The organism is Streptomyces olindensis, from assembly GCF_040645895.1.
Lineage (GTDB): Bacteria > Actinomycetota > Actinomycetes > Streptomycetales > Streptomycetaceae > Streptomyces > Streptomyces olindensis.
On record NZ_JBEYZD010000018.1, the window covers coordinates 35,872 to 53,099 of the forward strand.

Consider the following 17,228-nt stretch of genomic DNA (forward strand, 5'->3'; position numbering starts at 1 on the left):
ACCGCTTCCGCACGGCACGGCTCCCCGAAGCACCCTCCGTCCTCCCTCTGCGAGGTGCCCATGAGCACGACCCCTCCACCGCAGGCCCTGACCGACGACACACGCCCCGCGACCACCGAACGCACCTCGGACGACGGGGCGTTCGGCTGGCTGCGGGCCCTGGGTCCGCGCGGCCGCCGCGCGTTCGCGGGTGCCTTCGGCGGCTATGCCCTGGACTCGTACGACTACTTCACGCTGCCGCTGAGCATGGTCGCGCTGTCCGCGTACTTCGGCCTGAACAGCGGCCAGACCGGCCTCTTCACGACGGTCACGCTGGTGGTCTCCGCGGTCGGCGGCGCGCTCGCGGGCGTTCTCGCGGACCGCGTCGGCCGCGTCAAGGCGCTGATGGTCACGGTGATCACGTACGCGGTGTTCACCGTCGCCTGCGGTTTCGCGCCCAACTACGAGACACTGCTGGTCTTCCGCGCCCTCCAGGGCCTCGGCTTCGGCGGCGAGTGGGCGGTCGGCGCGATCCTGGTCGCCGAGTACGCGAGCGCCAAGCACCGGGGGCGCACGCTCGGCGCGATCCAGAGCTCCTGGGCGGTGGGCTGGGGTCTCGCCGCGATCGTGTACACGCTGGTCTTCTCGGTCGCCGGCGAGGACCTGGCCTGGCGCATCATGTTCTGGACCGGGGCCCTGCCCGCACTGCTCGTCGTCTGGCTGCGGCGCAGCGTGCACGACGCCCCCGAGGCGGCGGCCGCGCGCGAACAGAGCGCGGAGAAGGGCTCGTTCAAGGCGATCTTCAAGCCCGGCCTGCTGCGGGTCACGGTCTTCGCGGGACTGCTGTCGACCGGCGTCCAGGGCGGCTACTACACGCTGGCCACCTGGGTGCCGACCTACCTGAAGTCCGAGCGCGACCTGTCGGTCGTCGGCACCGGCGGCTACCTGACGTTCCTCATCTCGGGCGCCTTCATCGGGTACCTGACCGGCGGCTACCTCACCGACAAGCTGGGCCGGCGGCGCAACATCTGGCTGTTCGCCCTGCTCTCGGCGATCTGCATCCTGGCGTACGCGAACATCCCGAGCGGCGCCAACACCCTGCTGCTGGTGCTCGGTTTCCCGCTCGGGTTCTGCATGTCGGCGATCTTCAGCGGCTTCGGCTCCTACCTGAGCGAGCTGTACCCGACGGCGGTGCGCGGCACCGGGCAGGGCTTCACGTACAACACCGGGCGCGCGGTGGGTGCCGTGTTCCCGACCACGGTCGGCTTCCTGGCGGACAGCTGGGGCGTGGGCGGCGCGCTGGTCTTCGGCGCCATCGGCTACGGCATCGCGGCGCTGGCCCTGCTCGGGCTGCCGGAGACGCGTGGGAAGGAGCTCACGTGAACCGCACGAGCACCGAGGACCGTCCCGTGGTCCTGGTCGACGAGCACGCGCGCGCGTGGAGCCCGGAAACGGCCCGGGCCCGCTTCCGCGACGGCCTCACCGGCCCCACGGCCGGGGTCGCCGGGGGCCACACCCAGGTCAACCTGATCTCGGTGCCCGCCGACTGGGCCTACGACATGCTGCTGTTCTGCCAGCGCAACCCCAAGCCGTGCCCCGTCCTGGACGTCACGGACGCCGGGTCCTGGACGACGGTGCTCGCCGAGGGCGCCGATCTGCGCACGGACCTGCCGCGCTACCGGGTGTGGCGGGACGGCGAACTGGTGGACGAGCCGACCGACGTGCGCGCGTACTGGCGGGACGACCTGGTGTCGTTCCTCATCGGGTGCAGCTTCACCTTCGAGTGGGCGCTGGGCGAGGCGGGCGTGCCGATCCGCCACGTCGAGCAGGGCCGCAACGTCCCGATGTACGTGACGAGCCGGCAGTGCCGTCCGGCGGGGCGGCTGCACGGCCCCATGGTGGTGTCGATGCGGCCGGTGCCACCCGAGCATCTGGCGGCGGCGATCCGGGAGAGCAGTCTGCTGCCCGCGGTGCACGGCAGCCCGGTGCACTGCGGCGACCCCGCGGGGCTCGGCATCGACGACCTCGCCCGCCCCGACTTCGGCGATCCGGTGGACACCGAGCCGGACGACATCCCGGTGTTCTGGGCGTGCGGGGTGACCCCGCAGGCGGCGGTGATGGCCTCGCGTCCGCCGTTCGCCCTCACCCACGCACCGGGGCAGATGTTCCTCACCGACGCCCGCGACGAGCAGTACCGCGTGGCCTGACAGGAGTGAAAGTGACCTCGATCGACCTGAACGCCGACCTCGGCGAGGGCTTCGGCCGCTGGCGGCTCACCGACGACGAACGCCTGCTGTCCGTCGTCACCAGCGCCAACGTGGCGTGCGGCTTCCACGCCGGGGACCCGGCCACCATGCGCCGGGTGTGCGAGCTGGCGGCCGAGCGCGGGGTCCGGATCGGCGCCCAGGTGTCCTACCGGGACCTGGCCGGGTTCGGGCGGCGCGCCATGGACGTGCCGCCCGCCGAGCTGGCGGCCGAAGTCGCCTACCAGATCGGCGCCCTGGAGGTGTTCGCGCGCGCCGCGGGCGCCCGCGTGGCCTACGTCAAACCGCACGGGGCGCTCTACAACCGGGTCGTGCGCGACGAGGAGCAGGCCGCCGCTGTCGTCGACGGCGTGCTCCTCGCGGACGGCACGCTGCCCGTGCTCGGCCTGCCCGGCTCACGCCTGCTGGAGCTGGCCGCGAAGGCCGGGCTGCCGGTCGTCACGGAGGCGTTCGCGGACCGCGCCTACACCGACGCGGGCACCCTCGTACCCCGCTCCCAGGAGGGCGCCGTGGTCACCGACCCGGATGTCGTCGTGGAGCGGTCCCTGAGCATGGCCCGCTCCGGCGAGGTGGTCTCCCTCTCGGGGACGCGCATCGAGGTGCGCGCGCGTTCCCTGTGCCTGCACGGCGACACCCCCGGCGCGGTGGAGCTGGCGCGCCGCGTGCGGGAGCGGCTGGAGGCGTCGGGGGTCCGGGTGGAGGCCTTCGCATGAAGGTCCTGCCCGTCGGCGAGGACGCCCTGCTCGTCGAGGTCTCCTCGGGCGACGAGGCCCAGGCCCTGCACGCGGAGCTGCTGCGACGCCGCGCCGAGGGCTCGCTGTCCGTCCGCGAGATCGTCCCCGCGGCCCGCACGGTCCTCCTCGACGGACTCGACGCCCCCGCCCGGGTGTCCGCCGAACTGACCGCGGCCGAGATCCCGCCCGCTCCCCCACGCGCGCGTGCCGTGGTCGAGATCCCCGTGCGCTACGACGGCCCGGACCTGGCCGACGTCGCCGCGCACTGGGGAGTTGCGGAGCCGGAGGTCGCCCGCATCCACGCCGAGACCGAGTTCCGGGTCGCCTTCTGCGGCTTCGCGCCCGGCTTCGGCTACCTCACCGGCCTGCCGCCGCGCTACGACGTGCCGCGCCGGGCCACTCCGCGCACGGCCGTCCCGGCGGGGTCGGTGGCGCTGGCCGGCCCGTACACGGGCGTGTACCCGCGCTCCTCGCCGGGCGGCTGGCAGCTGATCGGCACGACGGACGCCGTGCTGTGGGACCACGCGCGCGTGCCGGCGGCGCTGCTGTCGCCGGGCACGCGCGTGCGGTTCGTCCCCGAGGGGCGCTCATGACGGACCGCGCGCTCGCCGTCGTACGGGCCGGTGCCCTGACCACCGTGCAGGACCGCGGCCGCCCCGGACACGCCCACCTCGGCGTCCCCCGCTCCGGGGCGCTGGACGGGCCCGCCGCGGACCTTGCCAACCGGCTGACCGGCAACCCACCCGGAGCGGCCGTGCTGGAGACGACCCTGAACGGCTGCACGGTGCGACCTCGTTCGGCCGTCACGGTGGCGGTGACGGGCGCGCACTGCCGGGTCACGGTGGACGGACGGCCCGCCGCATGGGGCGCGCCCGTACGCGTGCCCGCCGGGGCACTGCTGGACGTCGGTCCGGCGGTGTCGGGTGTACGCGCCTACGTGGGCGTCTCCGGGGGCATCGCCGTGGAACCCGTGCTCGGCAGCCGCTCGACGGACCTGCTGTCGGGGCTCGGGCCGGCGCCGCTCACGGACGGCACGGTGCTGCCCCTGGGCCGGCCGACGGGGGCGCACGCGCGCGTGGACGTCGCCCCGCAGCCGGCGCCCCCGGCCGAACTGGTCCTGCGGGTGACCCTCGGCCCGCGTGACGGCTGGTTCACACCGGAGGCCGTGCGCGCGTTCCTTTCTCGCGCCTACCGGGTGTCCGCCGCGAGCAACCGCATCGGGCTGCGCACGGAGGGACCCGCCCTGGAGCGGGCCCGGCCCGGTGAACTGCCCAGCGAGGGCATGGTGCTGGGGGCCGTCCAGGTCCCGCCCGACGGCAGGCCGGTGGTGTTCCTGGCCGACCACCCGACCACCGGGGGCTACCCGGTGATCGCCGTGGTCCGCGCCGCCGACCTCCCGGCGGCGGCCCAGGCGCTTCCCGGCACGCCCGTGCGTTTCGTGGCCGTACGCCGCCGCTAGGGGGTGTCCGCAAAGTCCCGCCTGCCCCGCGACGCCCGGCACGCTCCCCCAAGCTCTCGGCTTCGCTCGAGCAGGGGGGACCCCCATGACGCCGCAGGGCCCGCCCTCCGGGCGAACGACGCGACTTTGCGGACACCCCCCAGGCCCTGCCGCGCGCCGACAGGGCCCGGGGCGTGACCTCCACGCCCGCCCGCGACAGGGCCCGGGGCGCATGACGTCCACGCCCACGACAGGCCCGGTCAGGCCGCGTCCGGTTGTTCCGCCACGGACAGCGCGGCGAGAGCCGCCGACACCGCCGCGGAGGCCCTCAGGTCGAGCCGGGCGCTGGTGCCCCGGGCGCGGTGCCGGAGCTCGTCGGCGGCGAGGGTCAGGAGCTGGGGCAGCAGGTCGGTACACCGGCGCGCCACCCAGCCGGTGCCTGCCGTGGCCAGCCACCACAGGCTCGCGGACGTCGTCGGGGCGGGGAACTCCGGCTCGGGCGAGGGCGCCGGCCCGGTCGCGAGGCCGTGCTCGGCGAGCAGCGCGTGGAAGCGCAGGGCCAGTTGCCGGTGCCCCCGCTCCCCGGGGTGCAGCCGGTCCGCGCTCCACAGGGCACGGTCGGTGACCCAGTCGCCCTCGCACGCGTGCAGGTGGAGGGCTCCGTAGCGGTGGGACAGGGCGTGCACCACCGTGTTCACGGCCCGTTGCCGCCGGGCCAGCGGATGGGCGAGTGCCCCCGGCAGCCCGAGCATCGCGCCCGGGTCGGGCAGGCACGCGGTGAGCAGCACCGCGCCCTGGCCGGTGAACGCCGCGTACACCTGGTCGAGGCGGGCTGCCACGGCCTGGATGTCGAAGGTGCAGCGCAGGGTGTCGTTGACGCCGACGACGACGGACACGAGGTCGGGACGCAGCTCCAGCGCGGCGGGCAGCTGCCGCTCCAGCACGTCCCGGGTCTGTGATCCGCTCACGGCGAGGTTGGTGAAGGACGCGGGCATCCCGGTCAGCCCGTCGGCGAGCAGCGCGGCCCAGCCGCGCCACCCGTCGCCGACGGGGTCGCCCACGCCCTCGGTCAGCGAGTCGCCCAAGGCCACGAACCGCGGGGGCCCGTCCCACCCCGAAGGCCCCCCGCACCGCGCGGCTCTCATGCCACGCCCCCGGGCACGTACGGACGCACGGGGACGGCCGCGTCATGGGCGACCAGGAACGCGTCGACCGCCGCGTTCCACCCGAAGCACTCCGCACGCGCGCGTGCCGCCTCGCGCCGGTCCGCCTCCAGGCGTTCCAGCAGCAGGTCCACGGCGTCCGCGAAGGCCTCCCCGTGGTCCGCGGCGACGGCGCCCGCCGAGCCGATCACCTCCGACAGCGCGGACGACGCGCTCGCCACCACGGGCGTGCCGCACGCCATGGCCTCCAGCGCGGCGAGTCCGAAGGTCTCGGCGGGCCCGGGCGCCAGGGCCAGGTCGGCGGACGCCTGGAGCGCGCCGAGCAGCCCACGGTCGGAGACGTGCCCGAGGAAGGTGACCGGCAGGCCGCTCTCGCGCGCCCGCTGTTCGAGCCGCGCGCGCAGCGGGCCGTCCCCGGCCACCACGAGCACCGCCCGCCGCCCGCGCCGCCGCAGCGCCTCCAGGGCGTCCAGCGCCGTCCCGGGCCGCTTCTCCACGGACAGCCGCGAGCACATCACGAGCAGCGTCTCGTCCTCGCGCGCGTGCCGGGCCCGCAGCGCGGGGTCGCGCAGGGCCGGGTGCCGCTGCACCAGGTCGACGCCGAGCGGGGCCCGGACGACGTTGCGCGCCCCGATCCGCACGAACTCCCGCTCGGCGAACTCGGTGGTGCACACCACGCGCGCGTACGTGTGGGCCGTGCGGACGTTGAGGGCGTCGGCGGCACGCCGGGCGGCTCCCTCGGGCAGGCCCCAGGTGCGCAGGACGCCGTCGGCGGTCTCGTGGGAGACCATCACGGCCGGGACCCGGGCGCGCCGCGCCCACTTGCCGGTCCACCTGAGGGTCGTCCGGTCGGACACCTCCAGCCGGTCCGGCGCCAGCTCCTCCAGCAGCCGGGCCACCCGCCGCTTGTCGGCGAGGACGCGGTAGCCGCCGGTGCCGGGCAGCAGTGGCCCGGGGAGGGTGATCACCCGTCCCTGCTCGGTCTCGCGGTCACTGAAACGCTCGCCGGGGATCACGAGGACGGGCTCGTGCCCCGCCGCCCTGAAGCCCTTGCCGAGTTCGCGCAGGGCGGTGCGCAGACCGCCGGACGCGGGCGCGACGAAGTTCGCGAGCCGGACGATCCGCAGCGACCGGCTGTTCTGGCCTCCCGGGTTCTGGGCTTCCGGGTTCTGGGCTTCCGGGTTCTGGGCTCCGGGGTTCATGCCGCCACCGCCGTCCTGCGCCCGGCGAGCACATGCGCGTAGTGCCCGATCAGCTGGTCGCCGACGGCCGCCCAGGTGCGGCCCTCGACCGTGGCCCGCCCGGTGGCGCCGAAGGCGGCCCGCAGCCCCGGGTCGGCGGCGAGGGCGCGCACCGCGTCCCGGACGGCGGTCTCGTCGCGCGGGGGCACCAGCAGCCCGGTGCGCCCGTGCGCGACCAGGTCCAGCGGCCCGCCCGCGGCGGGCGCCACGACGGGCAGGCCACTGGCCATGGCCTCCTGGACCGTCTGGCAGAACGTCTCGAAGGGGCCCGTGTGCACGAAGAGGTCCAGCGAGGCGAAGACCCGGGCGAGGTCGTCGCCGGTGCGCCGGCCGAGGAAGACCGCGCCGGGCAGTGCCTGCTCCAGGCCGGGACGGCTGGGTCCGTCGCCGACGACCACGACCCGGACGCCGTCCAGGCCGCAGGCGCCGGCGAGGAGTTCGACCTGCTTCTCGGGGGCGAGCCGGCCGACGTAGCCGACGATCAGCTCACCGTTCGGGGCGAGTTCGCGGCGCAGGGCCTCGTCGCGGCGGTCGGGCCGGAACCGTTCCGTGTCCACGCCGCGCGGCCACAGCTTGACCCGGGGCACTCCGTGCGCCTCCAGGTCGTTCAGGGCGGCGCTGGACGGGGCGAGGGTGAGGTCGGCGGCGCCGTGGACGGAGCGGATGCGCCGCCAGGCGGCGGCCTCTCCGGCGCCCATGTAGGTACGGGCGTACCCGGCCAGGTCGGTCTGGTAGACGGCGACGGCGGGGACGCCGAGGCGGGCGGCGGCGGCCATGCCGCGTACGCCGAGGACGAAGGGGCTGGCCAGGTGGACGACATCGGCACGGTGCTCGATGAGGGTGGCGGCCAGGCGTCGGCTGGGGAGGGCGACGCGCACCTGGGGGTAGCCGGGGAGCGGGAGGGAGGGGACGTGGACGACGGGGCACGGCGCGGACGCGTCGGGCTTGTTCCCGGGTGCGGGGGCCGGGGCGACGACGACGGGGGCGTGACCGCGCTCGACGAGGTGCCGGGCGGTCTGGAGCGCGCAGTGGGCCACGCCGTTCACGTCGGGGGGAAAGGATTCGGTCACGATGACGACACGCATACCCGTGTTGTCGCCGTGCCGGACGTGGCCGCGTCAACGTGGATCTTTCCGGACGAGGAACGTCCTATGAGCGTTCCGAGGCGCACCCGAGCAGGTCAGGCCGTGTCCATGCCCGCCTGACCCGCGAGTCACCCCGTGTTCACCTCTGCGGCCTGATTCCGCCTTGGTTTTCCTCGCGGAAGGGGTCACACAGCGGGCTCCTCGGGGCCGATGCGGCTGCGGACCGCCGTCTGCACCTCGGCCTCCTCGGCGGGGTCGGCTGCGAGCCGGCGCAGTCGCTCGACGACGCGGGTGTCGCCGGTCTCGGCGTGCCGGGCGGCGAGTTCACGGGTGGTCTCCTCGCAGTCCCACAGGCACTCGACGGCGAAGCCGGTGGCGAAGGAGGGGTCGGTGGCGGCGAGGGCCCGGGCGGCCCGGCCGCGCAGATGGGAGGAGGCGGTCTCGCGGTAGACGTGGCGCAGGACGGGTGCGGCGCAGGCGATGCCGAGCCGTCCGGTGCCGTCGACGAGGGTCCACAGGGTCGGTGCGTCCGGCCCTTCGCCCCGTACGGCCTCGCGCAGGGCGGCCAGGACCAGGTCGCGGTCCTGCGCTCCGCCCCGGCAGGCGAGGACGCGTCCGGCGGCGGCGCCGAGGGCGTCCGGCCGCCGGGCCCAGCCGCGGGCCCGGTCGACGGCGGCGATCGAGCGCATGCGTTCGAACGCGTCGACGGCGGCGTCCACGACGAGCGTCGAACCGGTGGCCACGGCGCCCTCGATCAGGTCGAGGGCGTCGGGATCGTTGCCGTCGGCGAGGTAGCGCAGGGCCGTGCACCGGGCCCCGTCGCCGCCGTCCCTGGCGGCCTGGACGATCTCGGCCCGGTCCTCGGGGCCGGCCACGGCGGAGAGACAGCGGGCTGCCGGGACATGGAGGGCCGCGCCCCGGTCGATGCCCTGCTGGGCCCATTCGAAGACGGCCCGCACGCTCCATCCGGGGCGGGGCCCGGTGGGGCGCATCTGCCGTTGCCAGCGGTCGAAGGAGCCGGCCTCGTGGGCGGCACGCACGCGCGTGGCGACGGATTCGCGCGGGTCCTCGGCCCACAGCCGCCACGGCCGGGGCTCGAAGGCGTCCCGGACGACGGCGGCCAGCTCGGCCTCGCCCTCCGGATCGGACGGGAAGCGGGCGAGGACGGGGGCGGCGAGGGCGCGCAGGCCCGCGTCGTCGTCCCGGAGGGCCAGCTCGTCGAGGGCCCAGGCCCAGTTGGTGCCGTGGGCGGCGTACCTGCGCAGCAGTTCGAGCGCGTCCCGCCTGCCGTAGGAGGCGAGGTGGCCGAGGACGGCGAGGGCGAGGCCGGTGCGTGACTCGTCGGTGTCGAGGACGTCCTCGGCGTCGAAGAGGTGGGCCTCGACCGCGTCCAGCTCGCCGTTCAGGTCGAGGTAGAGGCGGGCGTAGTAGAGGGAGCGGTTCTCCACCTGCCAGTCGTGGCGGGGATCGCGCAGCACGCAGTGGTTCAGCGCCGCGAGCGCCTCGGGGCGCGGGGCGGTGAGCGCGTGCAGCGTGCCGTCGCCGCGGCCCCGCTGGAGCAGGCCGAGCAGCGTACCGCTGGGCGCTATGACCGGATCGAACATGGGAAACAGCCTCACATCAAGCGTCGACGCAACCGGGGACGTGTACTACCTGGCCGCGCGACAACACGTCGGAGTGCCCGCCGTTTCCTGCTTGCTGTAGACCATCTTCCTCTGCCTCTCGTCGGTGGCCCTTGCGGACCGCGTCACGGCCCGCGCGGTGCGGCAACACCTGCCCAACCATCACGTCCGTGAACCACGTCGTCATGATGACTCGGCACTTCCGTCTGCCGCGACCGAAATTTCGGCGGCCCTGTACCGCCTCCCCCGTTTTCTCAGTCGTTCCAGGTCAGACTGGTCGGCTCAGTGCTCGCCGAACAGTTCGAGCAGTTCCGTCCGGCCGAACATGCGCGCGGTGTCGACGGCCGAGGGCGTGCCGGCGGACGGGTCGGCGCCGCCCTCCAGGAGGGCCTTGATCACATCCGTCTCCCCCTTGAAGGCGGCGCCCGCGAGCGGGGTCTGGCCTCGGTCGTTCACCCGGTCGGCCTCGGCGCCGCGGGCGAGCAGCGCGCGCACCGTGTCCGAGTGGCCGTGGTAGGCGGCGAGCATGACGAGCGAGTCACCGCGGTCGTTGGTGAGGTTGGCCGGAACACCCGCGTCGACGTACGCCACGAGCGCCTCGGTCTGTCCCCGCCGGGCCAGATCGAAGATCTTCGTCGCCAGCTCCACGACCTCGGGGTCGGGGACTTCGGTCATCGGACGGACCGCCTCTCCACTGCGCAGCGTCAGGTGGGTACGCCTGCGTGTGCCGCAGCCGTACGAGTGAATCGCCAGGGTACTGGCTCGCGCGGCACATGACCCGATGTGCCCGAGGTAAAGATCAGCACTGACCGGGCCGAGCGCGACAGTCCGGTTCAGCCGGGTCTGAGACCACATGGTCAGCCGGGAGAAATAGTCCGCATTTCACCCAGTTGCACCTTTTATCGTATGGATACATCCTGTGAGCCTGGAAGTACTCATGGTGACTGTCCCCGCGAACCAGGAGACCTCAAATGATCCTGTCCATCTCAGGCGTGGTCCTGCTCGGCATCGTCGTCTTCATCTTCTTCCGCAAGGACGGCCTCAAGGCCTCGCACGCGGTGGTCGCCATGCTGTTCGGCTTCTACCTGGCGAGCACGGCCATCGCCCCGAGCATCAAGGCGGGCGGCGAGAGCCTCGCGAGCCTCCTCGGCGGAATCAAGTTCTGACGAACCGCTCCCCGCACGCACCGACCTGGAGGCAGTAGTGGCCCGGCGCCCCCTCCCCCGCATTCTGAGCAACGGCAGCGCCCAGCTCGCCCGGAGCCGGGAGCTGGCCCGGACGGCCGCCGACAGCGCCACGGACGTCCTCCATCCGCTGATCACGATCACGCGCGGTCTGCGCCGGCTGGCAGCGGCCGGGCGGCGCAGATGGGCCGAGACCCCCAAGGAGAGACGGGGAGCGCTGCTGTTCCTGGTGGCCTCCGTCATCCTGGTCGTGGCGCTGATGCCGTACGGGCCGCTGCTCGCCGTCATCACCCTGATGACGGCGGCGGCCTGGCAGGGCCGGGACCGCGCCCCGGCGTCGCCCGACGGGCCCGACGAGACGCAGACCCAGCGCCTGAAGTCGCTGTACGAGGCGCTGGTGCCGTACTTCTCCACCGCCGAGGACCCCGAGCCGCTGTACGCCCACGGCGGGGCGTGGGACAAGGCGTTCCCCACCTACGCGTTCGACGGCGGCGGCCGGATCTCGCACCTGGTGGTCCGCTACCCGGCGTACTTCACCGACGGCGAGGCCGAGGCCCGCGCCCGGATCGAGCACCTCCTCGCCTCCAAGTCGGGCCGGGGCCGCGAATACCACTTCACGTGGGACGAGGAGGGCAACCAGTTGACGGTCAGCGTGCTCCTGCCGCTCCCCGTCGACATCACCGCCCAGCGTTTCGTCACCGCTCCGGGCGAGACCGTCCTCGGCTTCACCGACCCGACAGAGGTCCGCCGCACCCTCCCCCTCACCTACGGCGAGCAGCGACGCGACGTGCCCCCGGTCGTCTGGCGCACGGGCCTGCGCTCCACCGAGCCCCACCTGCTCGCCCTCGGCCAGCCGGGCAGCGGCACCTCCACGCTGCTGAGGTCCATCGCCCTGCAGGCCCTCCGGCACGGCGACGTGGTGATCGTCGACGGCGGCGGCACCGGCGAGTACGCCTGCCTGACCGGCCGGGACGGCGTCCTGGCCGTCGAGTGCGGCCTGACCGGGGCCCTGACCAGCCTGGAGTGGGCCGCGACCGAGACCGAGCGCCGCCTCATCGCCGCCAACCGCGCCCACCAGGCCGGCCAGCCGCCGCCCGACGACACCAAGCGGCCGCTGTGGATCCTCCTGGACCGCCCGACCGCGTTCACCCACCTGGCCGCGGCGGACGACCGCAAGGACCCGCAGTCCCTGCTCCAGGTGCCGCTCCGGCACGGCCGCCCGGCGAACGTGACGGTGGTCGTGGCCGACCAGTTGGACTGCCTGGACGCCCTGAGCGAGCCGGTACGGCAGCACACCCGGGCCCGCGTGGTCCTCGGCCCGGCGACGGCGGAACAACTCGAGTCGGCCCTCGGCGCGCCCCCGCACACCACCCCCGTCGACCAAGTCCCGCCCGGCCGGGGCTACGCCCGCCTGGGGACGGGCAAGGTCCACCGCCTCCAGGTCCCGGCCACCCCGAACCCGTACGACGACGCGACACCGGACGCCCACCGCGAGGCGGTCCTGGCCCTCCTCCCGCCCCGGACGACACCGGCGGACGGGGAGACGGTCCCGGAGCCGGAGGGACTGCCGGGCGAGCCGGAACAGGTCGAGCCGGTCCCGACGGAGAAGGAACCGGAGCCGGTGCCGGTGCCGGTGACCTCGCAGACGCCCGAGCCGCAGCCCCAGCCCCAGCCCCGACCCCAGCCCGAACCCGTTCCGGTCCAGGTCTCGGAGACGCCCGAGCGGCAGCCCGAACCCGTACCGGTCCTCACCAAGGAACCCCTGCCGAACCCGGTCCCGGTGCTGACCAAACCGACGGAGGCGAAGCGGGGTTAGGTCCGCCGGCTCGACCCGCACCGCCGTCCGGCACTAGGCCACGAACGTACGCGGAGCCTCGCCGCCCCCCACGCCGCCCGACTCCACCAACCCCGCCGCCGCGGCCAACCGCACGGCCGCCTCCTCCGCCACCGCCCCGCCCACGGTGAACGGCAACCGCACATACCCCTCGAACGCCCCGTCGACCCCGAACCGCGGCCCGGACGGCACGCGCACCCCCACACGCTCCCCCGCCTCCGCGAGTCGCGACCCGGACAGCCCCCCGGTCCGCACCCACAGCGTCAGCCCGCCCTGCGGCACCTCGAACTCCCAGCCGGGCAGCTCCCGCCGCACGGCGGCCACCAGCTCGTCCCGGTTGGACCTGGCCTGCTCCCGTCGCATCTGCACGGCCTGCTCCCAGCCCCCCGTGCCGAACAGCCAGTTGACGGCCAGCTGTTCCAGCACCGGCGTACCGAGGTCGGCGTAGGCCCGCGCGGCGACCAGGCTGCGGATCACGTCCGGCGCGGCCCGCACCCACCCGATGCGCATGCCGGCCCAGAACGCCTTGCTGGCCGACCCCACCGTGATCACGGTCGAACCCGCCGGGTCGAACGCGCACACCGGCCGCGGCATCCGCACCTCGTCGAGCCACAGCTCGGTCATCGTCTCGTCGGCGATCAGCACGGTCCCGGCGGACCGCGCCGAGTCCACCAGCCGCCGGCGCTGGTCCTCGTCCGCGAGCGCACCGGTCGGGTTGTGGAAGTCGGCGACGACGTACGCGATGCGCGGCGCGGCGTCCCGCAGGACCTGGCGCCAGCGGTCCATGTCCCAGCCGCTGAGCCCCTCGGCCATCGCGACGGGCACGAGCCGGGCCCCGGCCTCCCGCATCAGTTGGAGGATGTTGGCGTACGAGGGCGACTCGACGGCGATGCGCTCGCCGCGTCCGCCGAAGAGATGGCAGATCGCGTCGATCGCGCCCATCGCCCCGGTCGTCACCATGATCTGCTCGGGCATGGTCGGGATCCCGCGCTCGGTGTAGCGCTCGGCGATCATCGACCGCAGCGCGGGCAGCCCGGCGGGATAGTCGCCGTGCGTGTGCGCGTACGGCGGCAGTTCCTCCAGCGCGCCTTGGACCGCCCGGGTGAGCCACGGCTCGGGGGCCGGGAGCGCCGCGCAGCCCAGGTCGATCATGGAGCCCAGGGCCTCGGGCGGCAGCGGTTCCAGCCCGCGCGCGGGCACCGGGTTCCCGGCGGGCACGGCGGTCCAACTGCCCGCGCCCCGCCGCGACTCCAGGAACCCCTCGCCGCGCAGCGCCTCGTAGGCGGCGGCGACCGTCGTACGGCTGACGGAGAGGGAGAGGGCGAGTTCCCGCTCGGCGGGCAGCCGGGCGGCCACCGGGACCCGGCCTTCGAGCACCAGCAGCCGGATGCCGTCGGCGAGGGCGCGATAGGCGGGCGGGCGCCGGGCGCCGGGCCCCGCCGGGCGGTCCTGCTGGGACTTGAGGAGCCGGGCGAGCTGCGCCGCCCCCACGGCCGAGGTCCACTGCGCCATCGGAATCAGTCCACCTTCCCCGGATTGGCCCTGGATGGCCTCTCCATTCAAGCCACAGGGTGTCATGCATCAGTCCACTACCACCACAGGGGGGCACATCATGTCCACGCGGGGGCATCTCGCCCGGCGGCTCATCCAGCTCTACGCCGGTCTCGCGCTGTACGGGGCGAGTTCGGCACTGCTCGTCCGGTCGGGGCTCGGCCTGGAGCCGTGGAACGTCCTGCACCAGGGCCTCGCCGAGCGGACGGGACTCTCGATCGGCGTCGTCCTGACGATCGTGGGCGCGGCCGTGCTGCTCGCGTGGATCCCGCTCCGCCAGCGGCCGGGCCTGGGCACGATCTCCAACGTGCTGGTCATCGGCATGGCGATGGACGCCACGCTGGCCCTGGTGCCCGACGCGCACGGCTGGGAGCTCCGCGTGACCCTGATGGCGACGGGCATCGTCCTGAACGGTGCGGCCACCGGCCTCTATATCGCGGCCCGCTTCGGCCCGGGCCCGCGCGACGGCCTGATGACCGGACTGCACCAGCTCACGGGCGTCTCGATCCGGCTGGTGCGCACGGGCATCGAGCTGACGGTCGTGGCGACCGGCTTCGCCCTGGGCGGTACGGTCGGCGTCGGCACCCTTCTGTACGCGCTGTCCATCGGGCCGCTCGCCCAGCTGTTCCTGCGCGTGTTCGCCGTCCCCCCGGCATCCGGCGGCAGCACGGTCGTTGCCACCGGTCAACCAGAACGAGCGATACTGCGTCCGTGACCCCGCGGATACGCCACCCCTACCTCGACCACCCCGGCCCGATCGCCTTCGCCCACCGGGGCGGGGCCGCGGACGGCCTGGAGAACACGGTGCGGCAGTTCCGGTGCGCCGTCGAGGCGGGTTACCGGTACATCGAGACCGACGTCCACGCGACCCGGGACGGCAAGCTCGTCGCCTTCCACGACGCGACCCTGGACCGGGTGACGGACGGCGCGGGCCGGATCGCCGACCTGCCGTGGCAGGAGGTGCGGCAGGCTCGCGTGAGGGGCGAGGAGCCGGTGCCCCTCTTCGATGAACTCCTGGAGACGTTCCCCGAGGTGCGCTGGAACGTCGACGTCAAGGCGGAGGCCGCCCTGCTGCCCTTCCTCGACCTGGTCGGCCGGACCGACTCCTGGGACCGGATCTGCCTCGGCTCGTTCTCCGAGGCGCGCGTGGTGCGCGCCCAGCGGCTGGCCGGTCCGCGCCTGGCCACGTCGTACGGCACCCGGGGCGTGCTCAATCTGCGGCTGCGCTCCTGGGGGCTGCCGGCGGCGGTGCGCCGCTCGGCGGTCGCCGCGCAGGTCCCGGAGATCCAGTCCGGCATCCAGGTCGTCGACCACCGCTTCGTCCGCGCCGCCCACGCGCGCGGGCTCCAGGTGCACGTGTGGACCGTCAACGAACCCGAGAGCATGCACCGGCTTCTCGACCTCGGTGTGGATGGCATCATGACCGATCACATCGACACGTTGCGCGAGGTCTTGGAGGACCGCGGCGTCTGGGTCTGAGACCCCGGTCCGGTCGCCGCTGCGCGCTCACGGGGAAGCGAGGGCACGAGTGGGCACCGACACCGTGCGGACACCGCCCGCCGACGGGGCGGATCTCAGGCGCGAGCAGCGTGGCTGGTACTTCTACGACTGGGCCTGCTCCGTCTACTCGACGAGCGTGCTCACGGTGTTCCTGGGCCCCTACCTGACCTCGGTCGCCGAGTCGGCCGCGGACGCCGACGGGTACGTCCACCCCCTCGGCATCCCGGTGCGCGCCGGGTCCTTCTTCGCGTACTCGGTGTCCCTGTCGGTGATCGTGGCCGTGCTGGTGATGCCCCTGGTGGGTGCCGCCGCCGACCGCACCGGCCGCAAGAAGCCGCTCCTCGCGGCCGCCGCCTACCTCGGGGCCGCGGCCACGGCGGCCATGTTCTTCCTGGACGGCGACCGCTACCTGCTCGGCGGCGCCCTCCTGATCGTCGCGAACGCCGCGCAGTCCGTGGCGATGATGCTCTACAACTCCTACCTGCCGCAGATCGCCTCGCCCGAGCAACGGGACGCGGTCTCCTCCCGGGGCTGGGCCTTCGGGTACGCGGCGGGCTCGCTGGTCCTCGTCGCCAACCTGGTCCTCTACACCGGGCACGACGGCTTCGGCGTCTCCGAGAGCATGGCCGTCCGCATCTGCCTCGCCTCGGCCGGCCTGTGGTGGGGCGCCTTCGCGCTGATCCCGCTGACCCGGCTCCGCGACCGCGGGACCACCAGCCGGGAGGCGGCCCTGCCGGGCTTCCGGCAGCTCGCCGCGACCGTCCGCGACATGCGCCGCCACCCCCTGACGCTGGCCTTCCTGCTCGCCTACCTCGTCTACAACGACGGCATCCAGACGGTGATCTCCCAGGCCTCCGTCTACGGCTCCGAGGAACTGGGCCTCGGACAGTCCACCCTCATCGTCGCCGTGCTGCTGGTGCAGGTGCTGGCGGTGGCGGGCGCGCTGACGATGGGCCGGCTGGCCCGGACGTACGGGGCCAAGCGCACGATCCTCGGCTCGCTGGTCGCGTGGACGGTGACGCTCGCGGCCGGGTTCTTCCTGCCCGCCGGGGCGCCGGTGTGGTTCTTCGTCCTGGCCGCCGGGATCGGCCTGGTCCTCGGCGGCAGCCAGGCGCTGTCCCGCTCCCTTTTCTCGCATCTCGTCCCGCCCGGCAAAGAGGCCGAATACTTCTCCGCGTACGAGCTGAGCGACCGCGGGATGAGCTGGCTCGGGCCGCTGCTGTTCGGCCTCACCTACCAGCTCACCGGGAGCTACCGGGACGCGATCATCTCGCTGGTGGCGTTCTTCGTGCTGGGATTCGTCCTGCTCGCCCGGGTTCCGGTGCGGCGTGCGATCGCGGATGCGGGGAATCCGGTTCCTGACAGGATTTAGCACTCGACGCGAAAGGGCTGTAGTGTACGCGTTTGGCCTGCCAGGCGTACCGTTACTGCGCGTCAAAGATGCCGAAACGCTGGGTTACATCTGCTAGCAGATGTGACAAACCGGGCGCTGGTGGGTACAACAAGGGCGGCTACGACGGCGACGCATGACCCGGAACGGGACCCGGAACGGGAATCTTTACCGCCGACCGGACGTTGACCGGATGACGACGACAGCGACACCTGTCCTGTGGGCGACAAGCCCGGGAGGCAC

Annotated in this window: 16 protein-coding genes; 10 read left to right on the top strand and 6 right to left on the bottom strand. The window is 74.0% G+C overall.

Annotated features, from left to right (window positions below; translation table 11 throughout):
* The first annotated feature begins 60 nt into the window (after positions 1–60).
* The 5 genes from ABZ948_RS14015 to ABZ948_RS14035 are packed head-to-tail and all read left to right on the top strand — an operon-like array spanning position 61 to position 4,436.
* Positions 61–1,362, top strand: coding sequence for an MFS transporter (locus ABZ948_RS14015; RefSeq protein ID WP_359759235.1), 1,302 nt, complete (start codon positions 61–63; stop codon positions 1,360–1,362).
* A complete protein-coding gene (locus ABZ948_RS14020; RefSeq protein WP_359759237.1) occupies positions 1,359–2,186 on the top strand; it encodes a putative hydro-lyase in 828 nt (275 codons plus the stop codon). Before ABZ948_RS14015 ends, ABZ948_RS14020 begins: the two co-directional genes overlap by 4 nt.
* A gap of 11 nt (positions 2,187–2,197) precedes the next feature.
* Positions 2,198–2,956, top strand: a complete 759-nt coding sequence (locus ABZ948_RS14025; protein ID WP_359759239.1) for a LamB/YcsF family protein — start codon at positions 2,198–2,200, stop codon at positions 2,954–2,956.
* Complete coding sequence (pxpB, locus tag ABZ948_RS14030) at positions 2,953–3,570, top strand: 5-oxoprolinase subunit PxpB (protein WP_359759241.1); 618 nt, start codon at positions 2,953–2,955, stop codon at positions 3,568–3,570. Before ABZ948_RS14025 ends, pxpB begins: the two co-directional genes overlap by 4 nt.
* Entirely contained in the window at positions 3,567–4,436 is an 870-nt protein-coding gene (locus ABZ948_RS14035; RefSeq protein ID WP_359759243.1) for a 5-oxoprolinase subunit C family protein, read from the top strand. Before pxpB ends, ABZ948_RS14035 begins: the two co-directional genes overlap by 4 nt.
* 239 nt (positions 4,437–4,675) lie before the next feature.
* Here ABZ948_RS14035 and ABZ948_RS14040 read toward each other — a convergent pair whose 3' ends face one another.
* The 5 genes from ABZ948_RS14040 to ABZ948_RS14060 form a co-directional block, all read right to left on the bottom strand.
* On the bottom strand, positions 4,676–5,560 hold the full coding sequence (locus ABZ948_RS14040; protein ID WP_359759245.1) for an SGNH/GDSL hydrolase family protein: 885 nt from the start codon (positions 5,558–5,560) through the stop codon (positions 4,676–4,678).
* Entirely contained in the window at positions 5,557–6,780 is a 1,224-nt protein-coding gene (locus ABZ948_RS14045) for a glycosyltransferase (protein WP_359759246.1), read from the bottom strand. Before ABZ948_RS14045 ends, ABZ948_RS14040 begins: the two co-directional genes overlap by 4 nt.
* A complete protein-coding gene (locus tag ABZ948_RS14050; protein WP_359759248.1) occupies positions 6,777–7,904 on the bottom strand; it encodes a glycosyltransferase family 4 protein in 1,128 nt (375 codons plus the stop codon). The genes ABZ948_RS14045 and ABZ948_RS14050 overlap by 4 nt, the downstream gene beginning before the upstream one ends.
* 185 nt (positions 7,905–8,089) lie before the next feature.
* Positions 8,090–9,508, bottom strand: a complete 1,419-nt coding sequence (locus tag ABZ948_RS14055; RefSeq protein WP_359759250.1) for a HEAT repeat domain-containing protein — start codon at positions 9,506–9,508, stop codon at positions 8,090–8,092.
* A gap of 300 nt (positions 9,509–9,808) precedes the next feature.
* Positions 9,809–10,201 (bottom strand): ankyrin repeat domain-containing protein, encoded by a 393-nt coding sequence (locus tag ABZ948_RS14060; RefSeq protein WP_359759252.1) that lies wholly within the window; start codon positions 10,199–10,201, stop codon positions 9,809–9,811.
* Between the two features lie 296 nt (positions 10,202–10,497).
* Between ABZ948_RS14060 and ABZ948_RS14065 the strand changes: the two genes are divergently transcribed.
* Both ABZ948_RS14065 and ABZ948_RS14070 read left to right on the top strand, forming a co-directional pair.
* Entirely contained in the window at positions 10,498–10,692 is a 195-nt protein-coding gene (locus ABZ948_RS14065) for a hypothetical protein (RefSeq protein WP_030843336.1), read from the top strand.
* Positions 10,693–10,729: 37 nt separating this feature from the next.
* On the top strand, positions 10,730–12,526 hold the full coding sequence (locus ABZ948_RS14070; RefSeq protein WP_359759254.1) for a hypothetical protein: 1,797 nt from the start codon (positions 10,730–10,732) through the stop codon (positions 12,524–12,526).
* A 33-nt stretch (positions 12,527–12,559) separates the two neighbouring features.
* Here the strand turns inward: ABZ948_RS14070 and ABZ948_RS14075 are convergent, their stop codons facing one another.
* Positions 12,560–14,056, bottom strand: coding sequence for an SCO1417 family PLP biosynthesis transcription factor (locus ABZ948_RS14075; RefSeq protein ID WP_359759256.1), 1,497 nt, complete (start codon positions 14,054–14,056; stop codon positions 12,560–12,562).
* 64 nt (positions 14,057–14,120) lie between these two features.
* Between ABZ948_RS14075 and yczE the strand changes: the two genes are divergently transcribed.
* Genes yczE through ABZ948_RS14090 form a run of 3 tightly spaced genes read left to right on the top strand, consistent with a single transcriptional unit; the run spans position 14,121 to position 16,967 of the window.
* Positions 14,121–14,810 carry a membrane protein YczE gene (gene yczE / locus ABZ948_RS14080; RefSeq protein WP_494487293.1) on the top strand — a complete coding sequence of 230 codons (690 nt, stop codon included), beginning with the start codon at positions 14,121–14,123 and terminating at the stop codon, positions 14,808–14,810.
* A complete protein-coding gene (locus ABZ948_RS14085; RefSeq protein WP_359759259.1) occupies positions 14,807–15,574 on the top strand; it encodes a glycerophosphodiester phosphodiesterase family protein in 768 nt (255 codons plus the stop codon). The genes yczE and ABZ948_RS14085 overlap by 4 nt, the downstream gene beginning before the upstream one ends.
* 49 nt (positions 15,575–15,623) lie before the next feature.
* A complete protein-coding gene (locus ABZ948_RS14090; RefSeq protein WP_359759260.1) occupies positions 15,624–16,967 on the top strand; it encodes an MFS transporter in 1,344 nt (447 codons plus the stop codon).
* The last annotated feature ends 261 nt before the right edge of the window (positions 16,968–17,228 follow it).

What these genes read in the sequence shown, in the direction of transcription:
- ABZ948_RS14015 (WP_359759235.1), top strand. Translation starts at nt 61, where the DNA reads ATGAGCACGACCCCTCCACCGCAGGCCCTGACCGACGACACACGCCCC.
- pxpB (WP_359759241.1), top strand. Translation starts at nt 2,953, where the DNA reads ATGAAGGTCCTGCCCGTCGGCGAGGACGCCCTGCTCGTCGAGGTCTCC.
- ABZ948_RS14035 (WP_359759243.1), top strand. Translation starts at nt 3,567, where the DNA reads ATGACGGACCGCGCGCTCGCCGTCGTACGGGCCGGTGCCCTGACCACC.
- ABZ948_RS14040 (WP_359759245.1), bottom strand. Translation starts at nt 5,560, where the DNA reads ATGAGAGCCGCGCGGTGCGGGGGGCCTTCGGGGTGGGACGGGCCCCCG.
- ABZ948_RS14045 (WP_359759246.1), bottom strand. Translation starts at nt 6,780, where the DNA reads ATGAACCCCGGAGCCCAGAACCCGGAAGCCCAGAACCCGGAAGCCCAG.
- ABZ948_RS14050 (WP_359759248.1), bottom strand. Translation starts at nt 7,904, where the DNA reads ATGCGTGTCGTCATCGTGACCGAATCCTTTCCCCCCGACGTGAACGGC.
- ABZ948_RS14055 (WP_359759250.1), bottom strand. Translation starts at nt 9,508, where the DNA reads ATGTTCGATCCGGTCATAGCGCCCAGCGGTACGCTGCTCGGCCTGCTC.
- ABZ948_RS14060 (WP_359759252.1), bottom strand. Translation starts at nt 10,201, where the DNA reads ATGACCGAAGTCCCCGACCCCGAGGTCGTGGAGCTGGCGACGAAGATC.
- ABZ948_RS14065 (WP_030843336.1), top strand. Translation starts at nt 10,498, where the DNA reads ATGATCCTGTCCATCTCAGGCGTGGTCCTGCTCGGCATCGTCGTCTTC.
- ABZ948_RS14075 (WP_359759256.1), bottom strand. Translation starts at nt 14,056, where the DNA reads ATGGCGCAGTGGACCTCGGCCGTGGGGGCGGCGCAGCTCGCCCGGCTC.
- yczE (WP_494487293.1), top strand. Translation starts at nt 14,121, where the DNA reads ATGCATCAGTCCACTACCACCACAGGGGGGCACATCATGTCCACGCGG.